At 38.9% G+C, this 23,650-nt stretch carries 20 protein-coding genes, 1 pseudogene and 1 riboswitch; of the genes and pseudogenes, 16 read left to right on the plus strand and 5 right to left on the minus strand.

Going from position 1 to position 23,650, the window contains the following annotated elements; all coding sequences use genetic code 11:
- Positions 1-57 precede the first annotated feature (57 nt).
- Positions 58-363 (minus strand): type II toxin-antitoxin system YafQ family toxin, encoded by a 306-nt coding sequence (locus HMPREF3034_RS06405; protein ID WP_062434139.1) that lies wholly within the window; start codon positions 361-363, stop codon positions 58-60.
- Positions 363-560, minus strand: a complete 198-nt coding sequence (locus HMPREF3034_RS06410) for a hypothetical protein (RefSeq protein WP_036900159.1) — start codon at positions 558-560, stop codon at positions 363-365. Before HMPREF3034_RS06410 ends, HMPREF3034_RS06405 begins: the two co-directional genes overlap by 1 nt.
- 661 nt (positions 561-1,221) lie before the next feature.
- Positions 1,222-1,422, plus strand: a riboswitch (cobalamin riboswitch).
- A gap of 59 nt (positions 1,423-1,481) precedes the next feature.
- On the opposite strand from HMPREF3034_RS06410, the gene HMPREF3034_RS06415 reads away from it, so the two are divergent.
- From HMPREF3034_RS06415 to cbiB, 7 genes are read left to right on the plus strand one after another with little or no spacing between them, the layout of a single operon-like run.
- Entirely contained in the window at positions 1,482-3,611 is a 2,130-nt protein-coding gene (locus HMPREF3034_RS06415; RefSeq protein ID WP_062434142.1) for a TonB-dependent receptor plug domain-containing protein, read from the plus strand.
- 12 nt (positions 3,612-3,623) lie between these two features.
- Positions 3,624-4,919, plus strand: coding sequence for a hypothetical protein (locus HMPREF3034_RS06420; RefSeq protein WP_062434145.1), 1,296 nt, complete (start codon positions 3,624-3,626; stop codon positions 4,917-4,919).
- 5 nt (positions 4,920-4,924) lie between these two features.
- Positions 4,925-6,214 (plus strand): cobyrinate a,c-diamide synthase, encoded by a 1,290-nt coding sequence (locus tag HMPREF3034_RS06425; RefSeq protein ID WP_062434148.1) that lies wholly within the window; start codon positions 4,925-4,927, stop codon positions 6,212-6,214.
- The gene (locus tag HMPREF3034_RS06430; protein WP_062434151.1) at positions 6,186-6,695 is read left to right on the plus strand and encodes a cob(I)yrinic acid a,c-diamide adenosyltransferase; all 510 of its coding nucleotides are present in this window, start codon (positions 6,186-6,188) and stop codon (positions 6,693-6,695) included. Before HMPREF3034_RS06425 ends, HMPREF3034_RS06430 begins: the two co-directional genes overlap by 29 nt.
- Positions 6,696-6,702: 7 nt before the next feature.
- A complete protein-coding gene (locus tag HMPREF3034_RS06435) occupies positions 6,703-8,148 on the plus strand; it encodes a cobyric acid synthase (RefSeq protein WP_062434182.1) in 1,446 nt (481 codons plus the stop codon).
- Positions 8,145-9,125, plus strand: coding sequence for an aminotransferase class I/II-fold pyridoxal phosphate-dependent enzyme (locus tag HMPREF3034_RS06440; protein WP_036900163.1), 981 nt, complete (start codon positions 8,145-8,147; stop codon positions 9,123-9,125). Before HMPREF3034_RS06435 ends, HMPREF3034_RS06440 begins: the two co-directional genes overlap by 4 nt.
- 1 nt (position 9,126) lies before the next feature.
- Positions 9,127-10,065 carry an adenosylcobinamide-phosphate synthase CbiB gene (cbiB, locus tag HMPREF3034_RS06445; protein WP_036900153.1) on the plus strand — a complete coding sequence of 313 codons (939 nt, stop codon included), beginning with the start codon at positions 9,127-9,129 and terminating at the stop codon, positions 10,063-10,065.
- On the opposite strand, the gene pheS is transcribed toward cbiB, so the two are convergent.
- A complete protein-coding gene (gene pheS / locus HMPREF3034_RS06450) occupies positions 10,062-11,102 on the minus strand; it encodes a phenylalanine--tRNA ligase subunit alpha (RefSeq protein ID WP_036900151.1) in 1,041 nt (346 codons plus the stop codon). The two genes, cbiB and pheS, sit on opposite strands and share 4 nt — an antisense overlap.
- 128 nt (positions 11,103-11,230) lie before the next feature.
- On the opposite strand from pheS, the gene HMPREF3034_RS06455 reads away from it, so the two are divergent.
- The 3 genes from HMPREF3034_RS06455 to HMPREF3034_RS06465 are packed head-to-tail and all read left to right on the plus strand — an operon-like array spanning position 11,231 to position 13,873.
- Entirely contained in the window at positions 11,231-12,085 is an 855-nt protein-coding gene (locus HMPREF3034_RS06455) for a DUF4348 domain-containing protein (protein ID WP_036900149.1), read from the plus strand.
- 1 nt (position 12,086) lies between these two features.
- Positions 12,087-13,097, plus strand: coding sequence for a UDP-N-acetylmuramate dehydrogenase (murB, locus tag HMPREF3034_RS06460; protein ID WP_062434154.1), 1,011 nt, complete (start codon positions 12,087-12,089; stop codon positions 13,095-13,097).
- Between the two features lie 11 nt (positions 13,098-13,108).
- Entirely contained in the window at positions 13,109-13,873 is a 765-nt protein-coding gene (locus HMPREF3034_RS06465; protein WP_036900146.1) for an MBL fold metallo-hydrolase, read from the plus strand.
- Between the two features lie 50 nt (positions 13,874-13,923).
- On the opposite strand, the pseudogene HMPREF3034_RS06470 reads toward HMPREF3034_RS06465, so the two are convergent.
- Both HMPREF3034_RS06470 and ispE read right to left on the minus strand, forming a co-directional pair.
- Positions 13,924-14,442 (minus strand): annotated as a pseudogene (locus tag HMPREF3034_RS06470) (NUDIX domain-containing protein).
- Between the two features lie 2 nt (positions 14,443-14,444).
- Positions 14,445-15,287, minus strand: a complete 843-nt coding sequence (ispE, locus tag HMPREF3034_RS06475; protein WP_062434157.1) for a 4-(cytidine 5'-diphospho)-2-C-methyl-D-erythritol kinase — start codon at positions 15,285-15,287, stop codon at positions 14,445-14,447.
- 102 nt (positions 15,288-15,389) lie between these two features.
- On the opposite strand from ispE, the gene dnaB reads away from it, so the two are divergent.
- The 6 genes from dnaB to leuB all read left to right on the plus strand — a co-directional run bounded on the left by dnaB (position 15,390) and on the right by leuB (position 23,274).
- The gene (gene dnaB / locus HMPREF3034_RS06480) at positions 15,390-16,919 is read left to right on the plus strand and encodes a replicative DNA helicase (protein ID WP_036900141.1); all 1,530 of its coding nucleotides are present in this window, start codon (positions 15,390-15,392) and stop codon (positions 16,917-16,919) included.
- Positions 16,920-17,194: 275 nt separating this feature from the next.
- A complete protein-coding gene (locus tag HMPREF3034_RS06485; RefSeq protein ID WP_036900139.1) occupies positions 17,195-18,697 on the plus strand; it encodes a 2-isopropylmalate synthase in 1,503 nt (500 codons plus the stop codon).
- 11 nt (positions 18,698-18,708) lie between these two features.
- Positions 18,709-20,100 (plus strand): 3-isopropylmalate dehydratase large subunit, encoded by a 1,392-nt coding sequence (gene leuC, locus HMPREF3034_RS06490; RefSeq protein WP_062434160.1) that lies wholly within the window; start codon positions 18,709-18,711, stop codon positions 20,098-20,100.
- A gap of 8 nt (positions 20,101-20,108) precedes the next feature.
- Positions 20,109-20,702 (plus strand): 3-isopropylmalate dehydratase small subunit, encoded by a 594-nt coding sequence (leuD, locus tag HMPREF3034_RS06495; RefSeq protein WP_062434162.1) that lies wholly within the window; start codon positions 20,109-20,111, stop codon positions 20,700-20,702.
- Complete coding sequence (locus HMPREF3034_RS06500) at positions 20,678-22,210, plus strand: alpha-isopropylmalate synthase regulatory domain-containing protein (protein WP_062434165.1); 1,533 nt, start codon at positions 20,678-20,680, stop codon at positions 22,208-22,210. The genes leuD and HMPREF3034_RS06500 overlap by 25 nt, the downstream gene beginning before the upstream one ends.
- Positions 22,211-22,212: 2 nt before the next feature.
- Positions 22,213-23,274, plus strand: coding sequence for a 3-isopropylmalate dehydrogenase (gene leuB, locus HMPREF3034_RS06505; RefSeq protein WP_036900132.1), 1,062 nt, complete (start codon positions 22,213-22,215; stop codon positions 23,272-23,274).
- Positions 23,275-23,650: the final 376 nt, after the last annotated feature.

The raw sequence follows: 23,650 nt of genomic DNA on the forward strand, positions 1-23,650 counted from the left end.
TCGTCCCACATTCCTGCAATGGGAATGTGGGACGGAAGGGGAATTAGTTTTGTGGCGTCAGCCAAACAAGTCAGAATGCGTTCCGGTACGTATAAGATTGAGAATGCGCAGTTCGCACACAGTATCTTCTTCCATCGAAACAAAATCCTCCTTGCTATAAATCAACAGCCAGTCGGGATGTATGTGGCATTCGCGAAGCCCGGCATATTCACCACTCAAAGCATGGTCACGTTGAGCTGCGGGTAATGGAATATCATCAGCCAACATCTTAATGACTTCGTTCAAGTCATCTTCAGCAAGATGTTGCTTGCGAGCATGTTTCAAGTCACGCTTGTATTGACCTGTGAAAACGATTTCACGCATCACCTCACACTTTTGAGATATTCGTCAAATGTCTTGCAACGTGTGACCTTGCCCTGCTGCAATTCGCTGATGGCTTGCCTTGTAGCCTCAATACCATTAGGTTTGCTCTGCGGAATGAGTCCTTTCTCGCGCAGATATGCCATGATGCCACGTCCTTCCTTCGTGCGCTCGTCGATGTTGATAGTATAAGTTGCCATAGTTTTTCCTCCTTATAATATAATTAATGTTACGGTGCAAATATACTCATTTTCCCGCACAACGGCAAGTAGGAGGCTTTGTTTTTCCTCTCGTGTCTATTCTGCACGTCAAAGAGCTATTTGGGGTTATTCCCCCGTCCCTCCATTATCAGGGACGGAGGAGGTTGTAGAGGGGCTTACTCTGCCACGGGGCGCATACTGTATCCTTCTTGTATATTTGATGACCCAAATGGATATACACCGCTATCTCTATCGAAAGAAAATACAGTTCTCCAATCGAAGTCAACCCCTGTTTTAGTTAGTATCACCGTGTTTGTCCAATACGTACCGGTAGGTCTAGTATCAAATACTGCAGTTGCATGAGTAATTCTACCCAAAGCGGGAAAGAAGATAATTGCATTGGGATTATTGATACGATTATAAAAATAGAAGCCGTGTCTGTATGGACCGTTAGTATTAAAGTCGCTTGGATTCTAGCTCTCCGCACGTGAGAGTGTTGACTGTGCAAGTTACACACATTTTGAGTTCTAACGTGGGCAAAGGTAAAGATATTTTTTTATTAGACAAGGAAAACATATTGTAAAATTAAATCTTCGATAAAAAAACTCTCATTAGTAGAATTCATTTTGTGTTAATTTTGTTTCTTACAGTAAAAAGGGTAACTTTGCAAACAGATATTGGTTCAGACAGATTACTGCCTGTTTGATTAAAAGGGAATCGGGTGTAAGTCCCGAACAGTACCCGCTGCTGTAATCTCCTTGTGTTATCTACCAATGAAAGCCACTGGCGTACATTGACGTGCGACGGGAAGGTGTAGATGATGGAGAAAGTCAGAAGACCTACCAAATCTAATTATCGTTGTATATGGCCTCCGGGTGATGGGGTATATTACAATTTATTAAATAATCGCATTTGATAATAATGAAAGGCTTAGCCTCGTTGATTGTAGCATTGATTGTACCTATATATTTATGGGCACAGGATGATATTGCCGATTCTATCAATTTAAAGGGCGTACATGTGACAGCAAAAAGCAAACAGCGCCAATTGAAAGAAAGTGGTTTCTACATAAATATGATCGATGTACGCAACCAATCAAATGTAGCAACAAATCTAGCCGACCTCATTAATCAGACTACCGGCGCACGAGTAAGACGTGAAGGTGGTTTGGGGGCAGATTATGAATTATCCTTAAATGGGATGTCGGGTAAGTCGGTGAGATACTTTCTTGACGGTGTACCCTTGGATTTGAAAGGACGTAATGCCTCGCTTGATAACATACCTATCAGTCTTATAGATTATATTGAGATATATAAGGGTGTCGTACCTTCTTATCTAGGAGGAGACGCATTGGGGGGAGCTATTAATTTAGTGACTACTCGAAAAATAAAAAACTATTTAGATGTATCTGTAACAGCAGGTTCGTTTCATACCGCACTAGCCGACTTAAACGGGCAATGGGTGCTACCTAAATCCGGAATCGTGATACGACCATCGTTCGGACTGGCTTATTCGAAGAATGATTACCGTATGAAGGGTGTGGAATTATGGAATGAGCAAGCAGATGCTTATATAGAAACTGATGCAAAACGATTTCATGATGGATACTTTTTCTTATTAGGGCAAATGGAAGTAGGAGTTCAGAATAAATCGTGGGCCGATGCGTTTTTCGTCTCTGCATCATGTCAAAAGAAAGATAAGGAATTGCAAACTGGACAGATACAGAGTATTGTATATGGTCAGGCAGAGTGTAATCAGCATGCTTGGAATGTATCGATGAGTTACGATAAACACAATTTCTTCGTGGATGGTTTACGATTGAAGGCTCTTATATCGCAAACTTGGGATAAGGCTGTGACTGTAGATTCTACTTATCGGAAGTATGCATGGGACGGTAGTTACATTAATACTGTTCGCAATGAGATTACTGGTCGTAGTAAACAGCTACGACATTATAGTCGTCCGCTTACCACCATCAGAACAAATTTTGATTATACGCTTGGACATAATCAATCATTCAATCTTAATTATTTGATGTATAGTACCGGTAATCGACGCTGGGATGAACTCGATACAGATTTTGAACCGTCGAGTGATAGAATTACGAAACATCTTATAGGATTATCTTATTATGTTAGCTTGAAAGGTCGTTGGCAAGCATCTGTATTTTTAAAGGATTATATTAATCATGTAAAAGTTGGACAAACCGATCTTCCGTGGATAACTAATTCCATGAATGCGATTCGCAATACGACAAAGAATTATATGGGATACGGGCTCAGTAGCCGTTATACACTGTTGCCGGAAATTTCTGTAAAGGGCTCTTTTGAGCATGCAGCTCGACTTCCGCTAGCCAATGAACTCTTGGGTAACGGTGCTACTGTCTATGCCAATTTAGCTTTAAAACCAGAGAATAGCGACAATGTAAACTTAGGATTGTATGGACATGCAGTATTCAGCAAAACGTATCGCTTAGATTATGAAGTTGCAGGATTTGTCCGTAAGGTGAGAGATTATATTCATGCAGTCTTGTCTGAACAGGATGGATTGTTACAATATAAGAATGTAAATAATGTCACAGTGAAAGGAGTAGAAGGCGAAGTGAGTTACTCGTATGCTGATTGGTTGCAGCTAAAACTGAATGGAACTTATCAGAATGCACGTGATATGAATAGATGGATGAATGATGGTAAGGAATCTGTGACCTACAAAAATAGACTTCCCAACCGTCCATGGCTTTATGGGAATGCGGAAATAATGTTACAGAAGACCAATCTATTTTGTAAGGATACGAATATACGCTTCAGCTATTTGTATCAATATGTACATTGGTTTTATCTGACATGGGAAGGATATGGCTCCCTATTTTCTAAAGCACATATCCCAACGCAAAATCTCCATTCGACAACTCTCTCGTATTCATGGGACAAAATGAGATATAATATCTCACTAGAGTGTAACAATATTTTTGATACAAAAGCTTACGACAACTATAAACTACAGAAACCCGGTAGGGAATGGATGTGCAAATTCAGAGTTTTTATTAATTAACAACATAATAAGATGAGGAAAATATATTTATTAGTAATCGTTGCAACCAGTATTTTTGTGGGTGGATTATTCACAGCTTGCTCTAACGATGACGAACCGAATCGGAATCCTGATGAGATATTGGGAGTTCATTATGATATTTGGGTAACACCCGGACAAAGTACCGGTATGGGTAGCAATGATGCAATCATCGTACAAAATTTGAAGAGTTTGGAAGGAGATAGTACTATTAACTTTAAGAATACCGGCGTAGATGTGACAGCCAAATTATATCAAGAATCTATTATTAAGGGCATGTACTATTATCAGATACCCAAAGAGAAAGACAGGTTTGGAAAGTATCAGATTATTAATGGTCAAATTATAACGGTCAAGGAACGTCCTTTCGATAAGAATACTTATAAAGATAGACGATATACACATGCTTGGTTGGCTAATAATGAACTTGTTGTCATGGCAGCTAATGGTGAAGCAAACGATGTCGTTTGGACAAAATATAATACAGATAATATGACTATTGAAGCCGAAGGAAGTTTAGATTTAGCTAAAAAGACTCGTGTGAAACAATATAGTACCTCTGGCTTGGCTACTTATCGTGCTAGTGATAACAAATTAATCTATTTTTTCTGCGAAAAAGCCAAAAAGGCTACTAAGCAGGTTTTTGCAGCCTTTATCAATCCGACAACAATGGCAGTAGAAAAATTAGATTCAACGACCGTAGGAGAAGAGATGGCCGGAACGGCTTATGGAGAGCTCTTACAGGATAAAAGGTTTTTTGACGATAATCAGAATCTATATCTTCCTCTGTTATCTAGTATAGCTGGTGCTAAATCTGCTACGTCTAAATATAGTCGTATAGTCAGAATCAATAACGGTGAAGAGAAATTTGACAAGTCATATATAGGTATGAACACAGGTACAAATAATGGCAAGATCGTAACTTGTGATTATGTTGGGGGCAATAAAGCTCTGCTCTATATCCAAGATCCTGAACATACAGGTACCAGTAAAGACAATAGACTTAGTAAAGGTTGGGGGGCAAACTATAATTGCTATTATGCATTACTAGACTTGTCTACTAATGTTTTGAAAGAGTTTACTTATAAAGGTAAAGCATTACCTTATAGCAGCGGGACATTTTCACAACGTTCATTTATCTTGAATAATAAAGTCTTTATAGGCGTAAATCCACAAGACAGTCCGGCATGTGTGTATGTCTATAATAAGAGAACGCAGGAGTTGACAAAGGGGATAACTATAGCTACCGGTTATCAATTTACGAGGATTACCCATATATTAGATAAGTAAAACGAATGAAACGTATTCCACAATTCTTATTGGCTGCTCCTACATCGGGTTCAGGTAAAACTACGGTATGCCGACTATTGATGTCGGCACTGACCAAGCGAGGGTTACATGTGCAGCCATTTAAGTGTGGTCCGGATTATATTGATACGAAGTTTCATGCAGTAGCATGCGGACGCCCCTCACTTAACCTTGACACCTTTATGGCTTCTACATGTTGTGTAGAAGCCATCTATACTCACTATGCGCAGAGAGCCGATGTCTGTATAGTAGAAGGCATGATGGGGATGTATGATGGGTATGACAGGGATAAAGGCTCTTCGGCAGAAATAGCATCCATATTAGATATTCCTGTGATACTAGTTGTCGATGCTAAAAGTGCAGCATACTCTATAGCTCCTTTATTGAAAGGTTTTATGGAGTTTCGTCCAAATATCAAAATTGCTGGTGTTATTTTCAATAAGGTAAATTCTGCTCAACATTATAATATGCTCTGTCAAGTTACAGAAGAATTGGAATTGCCATGTTTTGGATATCTACAAAAATGCAAAGATATAGAGCTATCTAGTCGATATTTGGGATTGAATTTCACCAAAATAAAGGAAAAAGACATGTCATACTTCCTTGAATATGTACAAGTTGACCAGTTATTGGAGAGTGTGATGCGCGATGTCCCGAAAGATAATGATTCATATTTAGCAAATATACCTCCACGAGGATGGAATATTTGCGTCGCAAAAAATGAGGAGTCATTCTCTTTCCTTTATCAAGAACATGTTGATATGATGGAGAAATGGGGGCATATTACTTATTTTAATCCGGAAGAAGATTTTACTATTCCGCGCAATACGGATTTGCTATATTTACCCGGTGGTTACCCAGAAAAGCACCTAGACGATTTCTCTGAATATACTATGCACGAAATATACCAATATGGTGAACATGGTGGACGTATATGGGCTGAGTGTGGAGGTATGATGTATTTGTGCAAAGAAATACGAACTCATGAGGGGAGTCGACGAATGGTTGGCCTATTTAATCACGTTATATCGGCAGAAGATGAGCATCGTAAACTTTCGTTAGGCTATCGTAAATTGCAATTACCCAATGGTCTGAAGTTACGAGGGCATGAATTTCACTACACTCAATTTGTGGGGCAAAGACCGCAAACCATAGCAGAAGTTCGCAATGCAAGAAACGAGATAGTTGATAGTCCATTTTTTAAGTATAAGAATGTGACGGCAAGTTATACACATTTATATTGGAATTATGGCAAGAATATACACAAAGACTGGTGATGATGGGCAAACCCACTTGCGCAGTGGTGTTAGAGTAGATAAAGATGATATACGGATAGAAGCCAATGGTGAAATTGATGAATTGAATTGTCATATTGGTGTTGTATGCGCTTCTATGCGAAAAGGAGATACTCGGAGACTCCTATTATGCAGGATTCAACAGGAGTTGATGACTATAATGAGCTTGGTAGCAACTCCACCGGGAAAAGAAAATCCACGTGAGGAAGAACTGAAAGAGCTAACTTCAGAAATGGAAACAGAGATAGATAGGGTTACCAAAGATAGAAAATTTCGCTTTGTATTGCCCGGTGGAACCTTCTTACAGGCCTATTTGCATATGGCTAGAAGTAAAGCTCGCACTGCGGAAAGACGATTATGGACTGTTAACCGCGAATATCCACAAGATAAAAAAATCATGGTTTTTATGAATAGGCTGAGTGATTTTCTTTTTGCTTTAGCTACAGATGAGGATTTTGACTAATAAATATATGACTGGTTTAAGGCCAATAATGCTGTGTGGCACAGGTAGTGATGTCGGTAAAAGTGTATTGGCAACAGCTTTATGTAGAATATTCAAACAAGATGGCTATGCTCCAGCTCCCTTTAAAGCTCAGAACATGGCCTTGAATAGCTATGTCACGAGTGATGGGTTAGAGATAGGAAGAGCTCAAGCTGTGCAAGCAGAGGCCGCAGGTTTAGAATGTCAAGTGGATATGAATCCAATCTTGTTGAAACCCCAAGGAGATCACACCTCACAAGTAGTATTAAATGGTCGTCCTATAGGTAACTACAGTGCACAAGAATATTTCCGCTCAGAAGGACGAGAACACTTGCAGCAAGCAGCTCATAATGCATTTGACAAGTTAGCCCAAATGTATCATCCCATTGTTATGGAAGGAGCTGGTAGCATATCAGAAATCAACCTAAAAAAACAAGACATAGTCAATCTCGCTATGGCTAGATATGCCGGTGCATCAGTCATATTGGTTGCTGATATTGATCGTGGTGGGGTTTTTGCCAGTTGTTATGGGAGTATAGCTTTGCAGTATCCCGAAGACAGAAAGCTTATAAAAGGGATTATAGTCAATAAATTCCGAGGGGATATGCGTCTATTTGAGGATGGGCGTAAGATGTTGGAAGAAGTATGTAAAGTTCCTGTTCTTGGGATTATTCCCTATTTCAACGATATTCATATAGAGGAGGAGGATAGCGTTGATTTAATATTTAAGAATAGGAGAGTAAGCCATGATAAGATTAATATAGCCGTAATATTGCTAAAGTATATTAGTAATTTTACTGATTTTGATATATTAGAGCGTGACCCACGTGTCAATCTATTTTATACTAACAATATTCAAGATATAGCACAAGTCGATATTATCATTATTCCGGGAAGCAAGAGTACATTGGAAGATCTCTATGAGCTACGACGTGATGGTTGTGCACAAGCGATTATGAAAGCTCATGAGAATGGTAAGACAATAATGGGAATCTGTGGGGGATTCCAAATGTTAGGTGAAGAAGTGCTCGATCCTAATCATGTGGAAGGAGATATAGATAGATTACCGGGACTTGGATTACTCCCAATGTCGACTACCATGGACTGTAATAAAGCGACTCAACGAGTAGAATTTTCTTTCGAGGGCTATCTCTTGAATGGCTATGAAATTCATAATGGTAAAAGTGTTTTAAGGGATGGAACTAGTAATTATGGTAAAATTGTAAATAGGGATAAGGTGTATGGAACATATGTTCATGGCATCTTAGATAATATTTCGTTTATTGATATTTTGTTAGCTCCCTATGCCGGCAAATCCCAAGAGGGTTTTAATCTTAAAAAGTATAAGGAAACACAGTATGATTTGCTTGCAAACCATGTTCGGTCTAATCTTGATATGGATTGTTTATACTCAATTATGAAGGGAGAAGTATGATAGAGAGTCTTCATGGCGACGATTTATATCGTTACAAAAATATTCGTATAAATTTTAGTTCTAATATATGGGGGCATGCAGAACTACATGAACTAAAAGCACAATTAGCTCATCGTTTGGATACTATTTCACATTATCCGGAACCTTATGCCCATAATTTAGAACTTTCTTTGGCAAATTCTATAGGAATTCACCAAGATGAAATATTGGTGACTAGTGGTTCTATTGATGCTATCTACTTAATATCAACACTCTTTTCTGATGCGGAACCGATAATTCCAAGTCCTACATTTTCAGAGTATGCATTGGCTTCCAATCGATTTAAGCATAAGGTTGAATCCTCGAAAAAGATTCATTGGGTGTGTAATCCTAATAATCCCACAGGATTAGTTATCCCAAAGAAAACATTATTGGAAGAGATTGATAGCCCGAGAGACATCTTTATCATAGATCAAGCTTATGAAGATTATACACTAGAGCAATTACTTACTGATGCAGAAGTAGTACGGCGTCCAAATGTATTTCTACTCCATTCGATGACAAAGAAATATTGTATACCGGGATTGAGACTTGGATATGTGGTTGGAAATAGAATGTTAATACAGGCATTACGAGAAATAAATCGTCCATGGAGCATAAATGCTTTAGCGCTGGAAGCTGGATTATGGCTCCAAGGGAAAAACGTATTACCAGCCACACAATGGTTGAGAAAAGAAACAGAGTTGTTTAGAAATCATATCAATCAATTAGATGGATATGAAGCTTTACCTACCCAGACCAATTTCTTCCTTGTAAAGATAGACCTTAAGAGAAGACCTTCCTCTAACATATTGAAACAACGACTAGCTCAAGAATATGGTATATTGATTCGTGATGCTTCTAATTTTGTAGGATTAGACGATTCATATTTCAGAGTGGCAACACAATTACCTGTAGAGAATTTAGAGCTAGTGGCTTTATTAGATCGACTTCATTAAAATGGCTTACATTGCAAAAATACTATCGTTAATTATAGGATGGGTATTGGATTTCTGCTTAGGCGATCCGGAGCGGCTCCCACATCCTATTGTATTATTTGGGAAAACAATTGCTTTTGGAGAACGAATCATGAATCGGGGACGGCATAGGATGCTAAAGGGAGGAGTCATGGCGTTAGCACTTATTGGCTCGGTATATACACTTGCATATTTTCTGATACATGAATTATCTTTCATATCTATCTGGCTTGAAATAGGCATAGAAAGTATTTTAATATTCTTCTGTTTAGCCGGTACCACTTTAATAAAAGAATCGAAGCAGGTGTTTAGTGCTTTAGAACATAGCCTTGAAGAGGGGAGAGCACAAGTATCAAGAATCGTGGGACGTGATACAAGTAGCCTTTCTGAACAAGAGATAAAACAAGCAACTCTTGAAACATTATCAGAAAACTTAAGCGATGGTGTCGTAGCTCCCTTATTCTGGTTAGCTATATTGGGTGTTCCGGGGATATTGACATATAAAATGGTTAATACATTGGATTCTATGATTGGCTATCGAACACTACGTTATCTTCTATTTGGAAGTATAGCTGCACGCATAGATGATATCGCTAATTATCTACCAGCGAGATTAACAGCTTTGATGATGTTGCTTGTAAGTGGGAAATTTAGACAAATAAAATTCGTAATGCACTATGGAAAGGCGCATTTAAGTCCCAACAGTGGTTATCCAGAGAGTGCATTAGCAGCAATACTAGATTGTAGGTTTGGTGGCTCTCATTTATATTTTGGAGAATGGGTTGATAAACCTATGATAGGTTTTAACCCTCGTGAACTCACCATTATGGATTTAAAAAAAGCAATTATTATCAATCGCTCAGTTGAGTTGTTGACAATAATTGCCTTGATTGTGTTTTATTTAACTTTGGCAGTTCTTTAATTTGCCGATTCAAATTCACGCAAGAAACGTACGTCATTCTCAGAGAACATACGCAAATCGCTAATACGATACTTTAAATTTGTGATACGTTCAACTCCCATACCAAATGCATAACCTGTATAGACACTAGAATCGATACCGCATGCCTCCAAATCATGTGGGTCTACCATACCACACCCAAGGATTTCCACCCAACCCGTATGCTTACAGAAAGTACATCCTTCTCCACCACAGATATTACATGAAATATCCATTTCTGCACTAGGCTCAGTAAATGGGAAATAGCTAGGACGCAAGCGAATCTTTGTATCAGCTCCAAACATTTCACGAGCAAATGTTAGTAAAACTTGTTTTAAGTCAGTAAAACTAACGTTTTTATCAACATACAGTCCTTCTACTTGATGAAAAAAACAGTGTGCACGTGAGCTAATAGCCTCATTACGGTAAACACGTCCCGGACAAATAATGCGAATAGGAGGTTGGTGATTTTCCATATAATGAGCTTCATCACCCGATGTATGGCTTCTCAATAGAACATTCTTAGTCACATCCGAGGAATTGGTTTGTTCTATAAAGAATGTATCTTGCATATCGCGGGCAGGATGATCTGCCGCAAAGTTTAGCATTGTAAACACATGCTTGTCATCGTCTATTTCCGGTCCTTGAAAGAGAGTAAATCCCATACGTTGGAAAATATCAATAATCTCATTTCTGACGATGGTTAATGGATGGCGTGTTCCAAGTGGAATGGGATAAGGAGTACGGGTAAGATCGAAATCCTCATGTTGGCTTTCGGCAGTATCTACTTTCTCTTTCAACTCATTCAATTTATCTTGAGCAGTTTGCTTCAGTTTATTGAGCTCAATACCTACTGCCTTCTTTTGATCTGCAGCCACATTACGGAAATCTGCCATAAGAGCATTGATTTCACCTTTTTTACTGAGATATTTTAAGCGGAGGCGTTCAATTTCTTCAGCATTTGTAGCCGTGAGTTCCGTCACCTCTTTCAACAGTGCTTCAATCTTTTCTAATAACATGCGTTTCAGTCGTTTGAAAAATATATGCAAAGGTAATATTTTTATGCTAAAAGAAGAAAGAATATAGAAATAAAGTTGTATTTTTGCACTGATTTGAGAGGGTATATTAAGACCCAAAATTTAGAGTCATGAGAAAAAATACTTTTTGTTTTTTTATTGTAGTAGTGGCTACAATAATCAGTTTTTCCATCACCGGTTGTCGGAATAAAAAGCCTTTGGAGACTATGGATTCTGTTGTTGTAGATACAGCCAGGATTGATAGCTCTGCTATAGATACAATGGATAATATAATAGCAGAAACTCCGATGCCAAAAGCAGCCGATGAACTCTTTGATGATTTTATTTTTAATTTTGCAGCCAATAAGAAACTTCAATTTGAACGCATTAACTTTCCATTGCCGGTTTATCATGACAATAAAGTCGAACAAATAAAAAGAAATCAATGGACGATGGAGCATTTCTTCATGCGTCAGGAATTCTATACTTTGATTTTTGACAATGCCAAACAAATGAAGGTTGTCAAAGATACTACGATTGACCATGTTGTGATTGAAAAAATCTTTTTTAAGAAAAAGACCATCAAAGAGTACGTATTTAATCGTATTAATGGCCAATGGAGATTAATAAATATTGCATATAAAGGGATGCATAAAAATCTTAACGCTTCATTTTTAAACTTTTACTATAAATTTGTTACAGATTCTACATTCCAAATTAATAGTGTGCATAATCCTCTACAATTTTCCGGTCCAGATCCTGACGATGATTTTGGCATTATGAATGGAACTTTAGAGCCGGAACAATGGTCGTCTTTTGCTCCTCAATTACCAAGCAATTATATATATAATATTCTTTATGGACAATCATATAAAGAGAGTCGTGAGAAAGTATTTGTAATTAGGGGTATTGCCAATGGACTAGAAACTGAATTGACATTCAAGTATTTAGGTAATTCTTGGAAACTTATTAAGTTGTCAATGTAGAATGAAATATTGTCTAAATTTTAATTTGTTAAATTACAATACATTTGGTATTGAGGCTAAATGTAAATCTTTTATTCAATACACAGATTTAGAAGATGCGAAGAAAACAGCTTCAATACTAACGGCCCCTTTCTTTATCCTAGGAGGTGGTAGTAACCTTTTGCTGACCAAGGATTATCATGGTACTGTTGTTAAAGCAGAATCGCGTCTAGATATAAAGGTTATAAAGGCAGATGCAGATAAAGTTTGGTTGCGCTGTTGGGCTGGTACTACATTTGATGATGTAGTAGAATATGCTGTAAATCAAGGATATTATGGATTAGAAAATCTATCACTGATTCCCGGTGAGGTTGGAGCCAGTGCCGTTCAAAATATTGGAGCATACGGGGTAGAGATAAAAGATGTTATAGATAGAGTTGAAGCTATAGACATTTCTACAGGACTAGAAGTGTCTTTTACCAATGCCGACTGCCAATATTCATACCGGCAAAGTAGATTTAAGAATGAATGGCATCATAAATACTTAATTACCTATGTAGTCTATTGCTTATCTACAAAATTCAATCCACGCCTAGATTATGGTAATATTCGTTCTTCTTTAGATGCTCAAGGCATAGATGTTCCAACTGCTAAGCAATTAAGAGATACTATCATATCCATTCGTCAAGCCAAACTTCCAGATCCAAAAGTATTAGGAAATGCAGGGAGTTTCTTTATGAATCCGATTATCAGCAAAGAACAACTTGGGCATTTAATAGAACTTCATCCTCAAATGCCACATTATCCAATTGATGAACTACACGTAAAAATTCCTGCAGGTTGGCTTATAGAACAGAGTGGCTGGAAAGGTCGGGCTTTGGGACGAGCAGCCGTTCATGATAAGCAAGCTTTAGTTCTTGTAAATAGAGGTGGCGCTACGGGAGCCGATGTATTAGCTTTATGTAATACCGTTCGTGAAGCTGTCTTGGAAAAATTTGATATTCAAATTAAACCGGAAGTAAATATTCTGTAGTTTATAAGATTATGCCAAAATTCACTTTTCTTGGCACTGGAACATCTAATGGAGTCCCTGTATTGGGCTGTTCTTGCGATGTTTGCCATAGTTGTGATCCACGAGACCGTCGATTTCGGTGTGCTGGTCTTCTAGAAACAGCCAATACTCGTATCCTTATTGACTGTGGTCCGGATATTCGTCAGCAATTGCTCCCTTTAGATTTTCGGCGTATAGATGCTGTGTTGATAACACATATACATTACGACCATGTAGCTGGAATAGATGACTTGCGTCCTTATTGTAGCTTTGGCGACATCCATATTTATGCAGACAGTTCCGTTACATCTGGTTTACAGCATACTATGCCTTATTGTTTTGGAGAAGATTTGTATCCGGGAGTACCTAAATTAAACATCAAAACGATACGGGAACATGAACTTTTAGCTATTGGAGATTTCCGTGTACTACCTTTTCAAGTATTACATGATGATTTACCAATACTTGCTTATAGATTTGGAAGTTTTGCTTATATAACGGATATGAAGACAATTCCAGATTCAGAACTTCCTTATTTAGAAGGAATTGAGACATTGGTTGTAAATGCACTTCGCTGGGACAGGCCACATCATTCCCATCAATTAGTAGGCGAAGCCATTGAGTTTGCTCATAAAATAGGTGCACGACATACCTATTTGACACACCTTACACATAAAATAGGATTACATGCTGAAGCAAGTTTAAGACTTCCTCAAGACGTTCAATTTGCCTATGATGGATTACAAATCGACGTATAACTACTTAGCTAGAATTATCATTAAGTAGGAGAAAGTTGCTATTGATATTTTTATATGTTTTTTTGCTCGTTAGCAAAATATCGTTTATACTCTGATTCAAAATTTGGAGTAAATATGCCTTTTCCTAGATTTTCATGAATTTCTTGCATAGTCCAAAATTTTCCATCAGCTAATTCTTCTTTGTTAATGGAGATAGGAATGTTATATATGGCCTTAAAAGAATATATAAGCTCTTGTTCCATTAGGCTCTCAAAGACATAATGGCCTAGCTCTGTTGGGCTAAAGTCCTATATATTTAGTTCCTCTTTCACCTCTCTTTGCAAAGCTGTAGTGACATCTTCTCCCAAATTTACATGTCCCCCACATGCAGTATCCCATTTAGATGGCTGTATATCTTTCCATTTCGGACGCAATTGGAGAAAAAGTTCACCTTGAGAATTAAAAATATGTAAATGTACTACAGGATGAAGAAGTTTACTACCATTATGTGCTTGTCCTCTTGTAATAACTCCTAGTATATTCCCTTCTTCATCTATATAGGGAAAATATTCTTCTAAATTGTCTTGCATGTTCAAAGTTTGGATGAGAATATAAATGTATTAGGAAATTGTTCTTCTAATCCATTAGGCACAATTCTAAATATTCCAAAGATAGCACTACCACTTCCACTCATCTGAGCATAAATGGCACCTAGATCGTATAAGGTTTGTTTGATAGCTGCCAACTCCTCATGAGCTTTAAATATTGGTATTTCAAAATCATTGTGTAATGCTTCCTTCCATGTCTCAATGGGCTGTCTAATAATATCTTTACAGCATTTTAATGGTTTTTGCGGGACAATAGATTGATATGCTTCTTTTGTAGAGATAGATATATCAGGCTTAATAATGACAATATAGTATCCATTCAAATTACCTTTAGGTCCATCAACAGGAGAGATGATGTCACCCAATCCAGTAGCATATGATAGCTCTGAAGTAATAAAAAAAGCACAATCAGCTCCTAGTTTAGCCGCATATCGCTCCATCTCTGCATATCCTATATTAAGTCTGAAACGTTCATCAAGTAATTTAATCATATAGGCAGCATCACTGGAACCACCACCAAGTCCGGCTTGAGATGGTATCTTTTTGTATAAATGAGCATGCACCCTTGGAAGTTCAAAATCGGACGCCAAGAGATTATAAGCTTTTACTACGAGATTATCTTGTTCGTTACATTCAATTACATTTCCCGTTATCTTCAAATCACAATCTGTATCTGAAGGAAAATCTTCTCCCATATATTTAATCTCTAGTGTATCATGTAAAGAGTAAATAGGATAGAATACTGTCTCTAGGTCGTGGTATCCATTACTACGTTCACCTATAATATTGAGCCCAAGATTGATTTTTGCACAAGGAAATGAAATCATAATATTATCAATATAGTATATTGCAAAGATAAAAAATAAATGTGAAATGCCTTTTAACAATACGTTTTTTTTTATCTTTGCATGAAATACAAGGAGTTAATTATGCCAGACAAAAATGATACGGTAAAGACGAAAAGAAAACAACAATCCAATATTGACACTAATTTCGGACATCTACAGCCACAAGCATTGGATGTAGAACAAGTGGTATTGGGTGCTCTGATGATAGACAAAGATGCATTTTCCATTGTTTCAGAGATTTTGAGACCAGAAACTTTTTATGAGCCACGCAATCAAAAAGTTTATCAAGCTATTCAGAATCTCAACATGAGCGAGCGTCCTGTAGATATTCTTACTGTTTCAGAAGAATTAAAACATGCAGGTACATTAGACGATGTGGGCGGTGCACAGTATATTGTGGATTTGAGTTCACATGTTGCCTCTTCGGCTAATATAGAGTTTCATGCTCATATTTTGGCTCAGAAATTCCTTGCACGACAACTGATTTCATTTGCTAGTAAGATAGAGACAAAAGCTTTTGATGAGACGGTTGATGTTGATGAGCTCATGCAAGAAGCAGAGGGAAATCTATTTGAAATCTCTCAAAAAAACATGAAACAGGATTATACCCAGATAGATCCTGTTGTTCAGCAAGCTATTGAAATACTGCAAAAGGCATCTGCTAATAGCGGAGGGCTCACTGGTATCTCTACTGGATATACAAAATTAGACGAGATGACTAGTGGATGGCAAAAGAGCGACCTTGTAATTATAGCGGGGCGTCCGGCCATGGGTAAAACTTCTTTTGCATTAAGTGTCGCTAAGAATATTGCGGTAGATAGCAGGGTGCCTATCGCATTCTTTTCTCTCGAAATGAATAATGTCCAATTGGTAAACCGTCTGATTTCTAATACCTGCGAGATTGGAGGTAATAAAATATTAAATGGACAACTATCCCCGGATGAGTGGAGCAGGCTTGATAAAAATGTTAGAAAATTAACCGGTTCACCTATATATATAGATGACACTCCCGGTTTGAGCGTGTTCGAATTACGAACTAAGGCAAGACGACTTGTCCGTGAGAAAGGTGTGAAGATTATCATGATAGACTATTTGCAGCTCATGAATGCAAATGGTATGAAATTTGGTAGCCGTCAAGAAGAAGTGTCTACCATCTCACGTTCTTTAAAAGGATTGGCCAAAGAATTGGATATTCCTATATTAGCATTGAGTCAGTTGAATCGTACCGTTGAAAATAGAGATGGGTTGGAAGGAAAACGTCCTCAATTAAGCGACTTACGAGAGTCTGGAGCCATAGAGCAGGATGCCGATATGGTTATTTTTGTACATCGACCGGAATATTATCATATCTTTGAAGATGAAAAGGGTAATGATTTGCATGGAATGGCACAAATTATTATAGCCAAGCATCGTAAAGGCGCTACCGGGGATGTACTTCTTACCTTTAAGGGCGAGTTCACTCGATTCCAGAATCCGGAGGCCGCTCCTGCAGCTCCACCCATGGAGGGAGGTGAGGTCCTAGGTTCTAGAATGAATGGTATTCCGTCTGGAGATTTCCCTTCAAGCGATAATTTACCACCGATTCCACCTTCTGATGTTATGCCTTTTTGATTAACACGACACGGAAGTTATAATTTGTAATATTAATATTCAAAAAAGTAACATATTGCTTGTATATATCGGATAACATTATTACTTTTGCAGAAAATAAAAGAAATATGACAGGACTAAACCTACAGAGCATCATTATTGATATTCGACTTAAGCGAGCCGAAGGAAGTGATGAGGTGTCTTGGTAGTCCTAACATATAGATATGTAAGCCTTTCTCACTTCCATTAGTGTGAAAGGCTTTTTCATTAAGTATAATATCATAATTCACATATAAATGAGCGACAAGTTATACATTTTTGATACAACATTGAGGGATGGTGAACAAGTTCCCGGTTGCCAGTTGAACACCATTGAGAAAATTCAGATTGCCAAGCAACTCGAACAATTAGGTGTAGATGTTATAGAGGCCGGATTTCCAATTAGTAGTCCCGGTGATTTCAATTCTGTCATAGAGATAAGTAAGGCCGTAACATGGCCGACAATATGTGCACTTACTCGTGCTGTAGAGAAAGATATTGAAGTTGCTTCCGATTCTTTGCAATATGCAAAACACAAGCGTATTCATACTGGTATTGGAACTAGTGATAGTCATATTAAATATAAATTTAATTCTACTAGAGAAGAGATTCTTGAGCGTGCTGTGAAAGCTGTTGCTTATGCTAAAAAGTTTGTTGAAGATGTAGAATTTTATGCTGAAGATGCGGGGCGAACCGATAATGAGTATTTAGCAAGAGTTGTAGAAGCTGTTATTGCAGCAGGTGCTACTGTTGTTAATATACCTGATACAACGGGCTATTGTCTTCCCGATGAATACGGACGGAAGATAAAATATCTGATGGAACATGTTGATAACATTGATAAAGCCATTATTTCTACACACTGCCATAACGATCTTGGCATGGCTATAGCCAATACATTACAAGGTGTATTGAATGGAGCAAGACAGGTAGAGGTGACAATCAATGGTATTGGCGAACGTGCAGGTAATACCTCTTTGGAAGAGATAGCTATGATTTTGAAGTGCCACCAAGGTATTGGTATTGATACAAACATCAATACTACAAAGATATGTCAGACTAGCCGTATGGTCTCTAGCCTGATGAACATGCCTATTCAACCCAATAAAGCCATTGTTGGTAGAAATGCTTTTGCACATTCTAGTGGTATTCATCAAGATGGTGTATTGAAAAATGTACAGACTTATGAAATCATAGATCCCAAAGATGTTGGGTTGGATGATAACTCTATTGTATTGACAGCACGTTCTGGCAGAGCTGCTCTTAAATACAGACTTCGTGTAAATGGAGTGGACGTAACCGATGAGAATAAGTTGGATAATATTTATCAAAAATTCCTTAGATTAGCCGATCAGAAGAAAGAAGTCAATGATGATGATATCTTGATGTTAGCAGGAGCCGATACGGCAGATGCTCATGCCGTGAAACTCGACTTCTTACAAGTCACTACAGGAAAAGGTGTGCGTAGCGTAGCAAGTATCGGACTTGATATCTCCGGACAAAAATTTGAAGAGGCTTCTAGTGGAAACGGCCCTGTCGACGCAGCTATCAATGCGCTGAAAAAAATCATTCAGAAGCATATGATACTGAAAGAATTTACTATTCAGGCTATCAGTAAAGGCTCTGACGATGTTGGAAAGGTGCATATGCAGGTAGAATACGAAGATAATATTTACTATGGATTTGGGGCAAATACAGATATTGTAACGGCATCTGTTGAAGCATATATCGACTGTATCAATAAATTTAGGAACAAGTAATATTTAGCTTTATGAATACATTATTTGACAAGATTTGGGATAAGCATGTTGTTCAAATTGTTAAGGAAGGTCCAACGCAGCTTTATATAGACCGGTTGTATTGTCATGAAGTTACTTCACCTCAGGCTTTCTCCGATATGCGTGCTCGCGGATTAAAATGTTTCAGACCCAGACAGATTTACTGTATGCCCGATCACAATACGCCAACACACGACCAAGATAAGCCTATCGAAGAGCCTGTATCTAAAAAACAGGTTGACACTTTAGCACAAAATGCCCATGATTTTGCACTTGTTCATTATGGGATGAATACGCAAGATAATGGTATCATCCATGTTGTAGGACCGGAAAAAGCACTTTCTTTACCGGGCATGACAATTGTTTGTGGCGACTCACATACTTCTACGCATGGTGCCATGGGAGCTATAGCTTTCGGTATTGGTACTTCTGAAGTCGAGATGGTAATGGCTTCTCAATGTATCTTACAGCAGAAACCTAAGAGTATGCGTATCAATATCAATGGTAAACTGGGTGACTTCGTTACGCCAAAGGATGTTGCATTATATTTGATGAGTCAACTTACAACCTCTGGCGCAACCGGGTATTTTGTAGAATATACTGGGGATGTGGTGCGAGATATGACGATGGAAGGTCGACTCACTCTGTGCAATTTGTCCATTGAGATGGGAGCACGTGGTGGTTTTGTAGCTCCGGACGAAACCACATTTACCTACTTGAAAGGACGCGAATTTGCTCCTAAAGGTGAAGAATGGGATAAAGCACTGGCTTATTGGAAGACTTTGAAGAGTGGGGAAGATGCAGAGTTCGACAAAGAATTAAATTTTGAAGCGGCAGATATTGAACCCCGTATCACCTATGGAACCAATCCGGGTATGGGTATCGGCATCTCTGAATGTATCCCTCATTTGGATAATATAGAAGAGTCTGGGCAGGCTTCATTCCTGAAGAGTCTTGATTATATGGGATTTACCCCCGGTGAGAAATTACAAGGTCATCCTATAGATTATGTATTTTTAGGTGCTTGTACCAATGGTAGAATAGAAGATTTCCGTGCATTTGCCTCTATTGTCAAGGGATATCAGAAAGCCAAAGATGTGACTGCATGGTTGGTACCCGGTTCATGGGCTGTGGATAAACAAATTCGCGAGGAAGGAATAGATAAGATAGTTGAAGCCGCTGGATTTAAAATTCGCCAACCGGGTTGTTCTGCATGTCTGGCTATGAACGACGATAAGATACCAACTGGAAAATACTCTGTATCGACTAGTAATAGAAACTTCGAAGGTCGTCAAGGCCCCGGTAGCAGAACGATTTTGGCGTCTCCTTATGTTGCTGCCGCAGCTGCTATAACTGGTAAAATCACTGATCCACGTATTTTATAGAAATTATTATGAAACAGAAATTTGATGTAATAACCTCTTCATGCATTCCATTGCCTTTAGAGAATGTAGATACAGACCAAATTATCCCTGCCCGTTTTTTAAAAGCTACTGATAAAGCCGGATTTGGAGATAACTTGTTTCGGGATTGGAGATACAATAAAGATGGTTCGTTAAAGGAAGACTTTGTCTTAAACAATCCATCATATAGTGGTTGTATCCTTGTTGCTGGTAAAAATTTCGGTTCAGGCTCCTCACGCGAACATGCAGCTTGGGCCATTGCCGGGTATGGCTTTAGAGTCGTTATCAGTTCTTTCTTTGCCGATATTCACAAAAACAATGAGTTGAATAATTTTGTTTTACCGGTTGTGGTATCAGAGGAATTTCTACAAGAATTGTTCGATACGATAGAAAAAGACCATCAAACCCAAGTAAAAGTAGACTTACCCAATCAGACAGTGACCAATCTTGCAACAAATCGTTCGGAGCAATTTGAAATCAATGCCTATAAAAAACATTGCCTGATGAATGGACTCGACGATATTGATTTCCTTATTCAGAGTAAAGATAAAATAGAAGAATGGGAGCAGGCAAACAAGTTATAGAAATTATGGACTCCACCTTACGAGATGGAGAACAAACTAGTGGCGTATCTTTCTTGCCCCATGAGAAGCTCATGATAGCGAGAATGTTGCTACGTGATGTCAATGTCGACAGAATAGAAGTAGCATCTGCTAGAGTTTCAGATGGTGAAAAAGATGCCGTCAAGAAAATCTGTCGTTATGCTGCTAGCGTTGACATGCTCAATAGGGTAGAGGTGCTAGGATTTGTAGACAACCATAAGTCTATAGATTGGATTCGTGAATGTGGGGGACGTGTCATCAATTTACTTGCAAAAGGCTCTTTGAAACATTGCACACAGCAACTTAAGAAAACTCCCCAATCACATATTGCCGACATTAAAGAAGAAGTAGCCTATGCGGAGCAAGAGGGTGTCTCTGTTAATCTATATTTAGAGGATTGGTCATCCGGAATGAAAGACTCTCCTGAATATGTTTATCAGTTGATGGATGCACTTCATAGTGTTAGTGGGATTCGACGATTCCTTTTGCCGGACACCCTTGGTATTCTTAATCCACTACAATGTTTGGAATTCCTGCGCAAGATGATTCGTCGGTATCCTAATACTCATTTCGATTTCCATGCACATAATGACTACGATTTGGCAGTCAGCAACTCTTTAGCTGCGGTCTTAAGTGGCGCAAAAGGTATTCATGTCACGGTCAATGGGCTAGGTGAAAGAAGTGGTAATGCGCCTCTAGCATCTGTTCAAGTCATATTGAAAGACCAATTTCATGCCATTACACACATCAATGAGGGAATGCTCAACGATGTGAGTCGACTTGTCGAAGGATATAGTGGGGTTGTCATTGCACCGAATACTCCAGTTGTAGGCGATTATGTCTTCACACAAGTAGCGGGTGTACATGCCGATGGTGATAGCAAAGACCATCTGTATTGCAACGGCTTAGTCCCGGAGAGATTTGGTCGGAAGCGTGAATACGCTTTAGGCAAAAATTCCGGTAAAGCTAATATCATTCAAAATCTAAAAGATTTAGGATTAGAACTCACACTCGAACAAACAAAGGCGGTTACCAATCGAATAACCCAACTCGGCGATCGGAAAGAACTTGTGACACAAGATGACCTACCCTATATTGTCAGTGATGTATTGAAGCATAATGCACCCGAAGATAAGGTAAAGCTATTAAGCTATATGGTTTCTACATCATACGGGCTAAGACCGATTGCAAGTCTGAAAGTAGAAATCAATGGCAAGGAGTATGAGGCCGATTCTACCGGCGACGGACAGTATGATGCTTTTGTGAGTGCATTGCGTAAAATATACAAGGAATGCCTAAATCGTACCTTTCCAGTTCTTGACAATTATCAAGTAACAATTCCACCGGGGGGTAGAACCGATGCTTTGGTACAGACTGTTATTACTTGGCGACAGGATAAAAAGGTCTTTAGAACACGTGGTCTCGACGCCGACCAGACCGAAGCTGCCATCAAGGCAACATTTAAGATGTTAAACTTAATTGAAGAATAAATATGGATTTAAAGATTGCAGTGTTATCAGGCGATGGTATCGGACCTGAAATCATGAAACAAGGAATAGCCGTGATAGACGCTATCGCTAATAAATTCGGTCACCGTTTTTCTTATACAGAGGCCATCTGTGGCGCTCATGCCATTGATGCAGTAGGCGATCCATTCCCGGAAGAGACTTTTAAAGTCTGCATGGATGCCGATGCCGTATTGTTTGCTGCGGTTGGAGATTTACGTTTTGACAATAATCCCACGGCCAAAGTTCGGCCAGAACAAGGTCTGCTGGCTATGCGAAAGAAACTGGGACTATTTGCCAATGTACGTCCTGTAGCCACATTCGATTGCTTACTTCATAAATCACCATTGAAAGATGAGTTGTTGAAAGGTGCCGATTTCATCGTCATTCGAGAGCTAACCGGTGGCATGTATTTTGGTGAAAAATATCAAGACAATGATAAAGCCTACGACACAGATATCTATACTCGTCCCGAAATAGAGCGCATTCTCAAGGTCGCTTTCGAATATGCCATGAAGCGCAACAAGCACCTTACTGTTGTTGATAAGGCTAATGTGCTTGCTTCTTCACGCCTATGGCGACAGATAGCTAAAGAGATGGAACCGGCTTATCCTGAGGTTACCACCGACTACATGTTCATCGATAATGCCTCAATGCGTGTATTGACAGAGCCCAGATTCTTTGATGTAATCGTTACTGAAAATACTTTTGGCGATATTCTTACAGATGAAACTAGTTGTATTACAGGCAGTATGGGCTTGCAACCATCTGCATCTTTGGGTGAGCATACCCCTTTGTTTGAACCGGTACATGGCTCTTGGCCACAAGCTGCCGGCAAAAATCTCGCCAATCCAGTAGCTCAGATTCTTTCCGCAGCTATGTTGCTTGAACATTTTGGGCTGAATCAAGAAGGTGCTTTGATACGCAAGGCTGTCGATGCTAGTCTAGATGCAAACGTACGCACGCCCGAAATACAAATAGAGGGTGGTGAGCAGTACGGCACAAAAGAAGTTGGAAGTTGGATAGCCAACTACATTGCAAAGGCTTGATAACCAATAATAAGGAATAAACACTCGTGCTTTCCATCCCGACTTCCTGTACGTGATATTTGAGCAACAAATCACGCATTTCGTACAGTTCGACTCTGCAACGACCCCAAAGAGCCTCTTTTGACGATCAAGGGAGTATGTACTTGATAAGTGATTGAAAATGAGAATATATGATAATTGACAACAACATATTTGAAAGGGCTGACCGCATTGCTGCGATCAACCCTTTTCCCTTTTTTTGGGGGGAATAAAGCTGAAAGAATCTACTTGATCCGCTCCACGGTCAGTCCGCCCGGCTCTATCTTGAAGTCGGCCTCCGGCGCGGATTGCATTTCACGGCGGTATCTTGCCCCGTCCGCAGGTGCGGATTGCATTT

The organism is Prevotella sp. DNF00663 (assembly GCF_001553265.1).
GTDB lineage: Bacteria > Bacteroidota > Bacteroidia > Bacteroidales > Bacteroidaceae > Prevotella.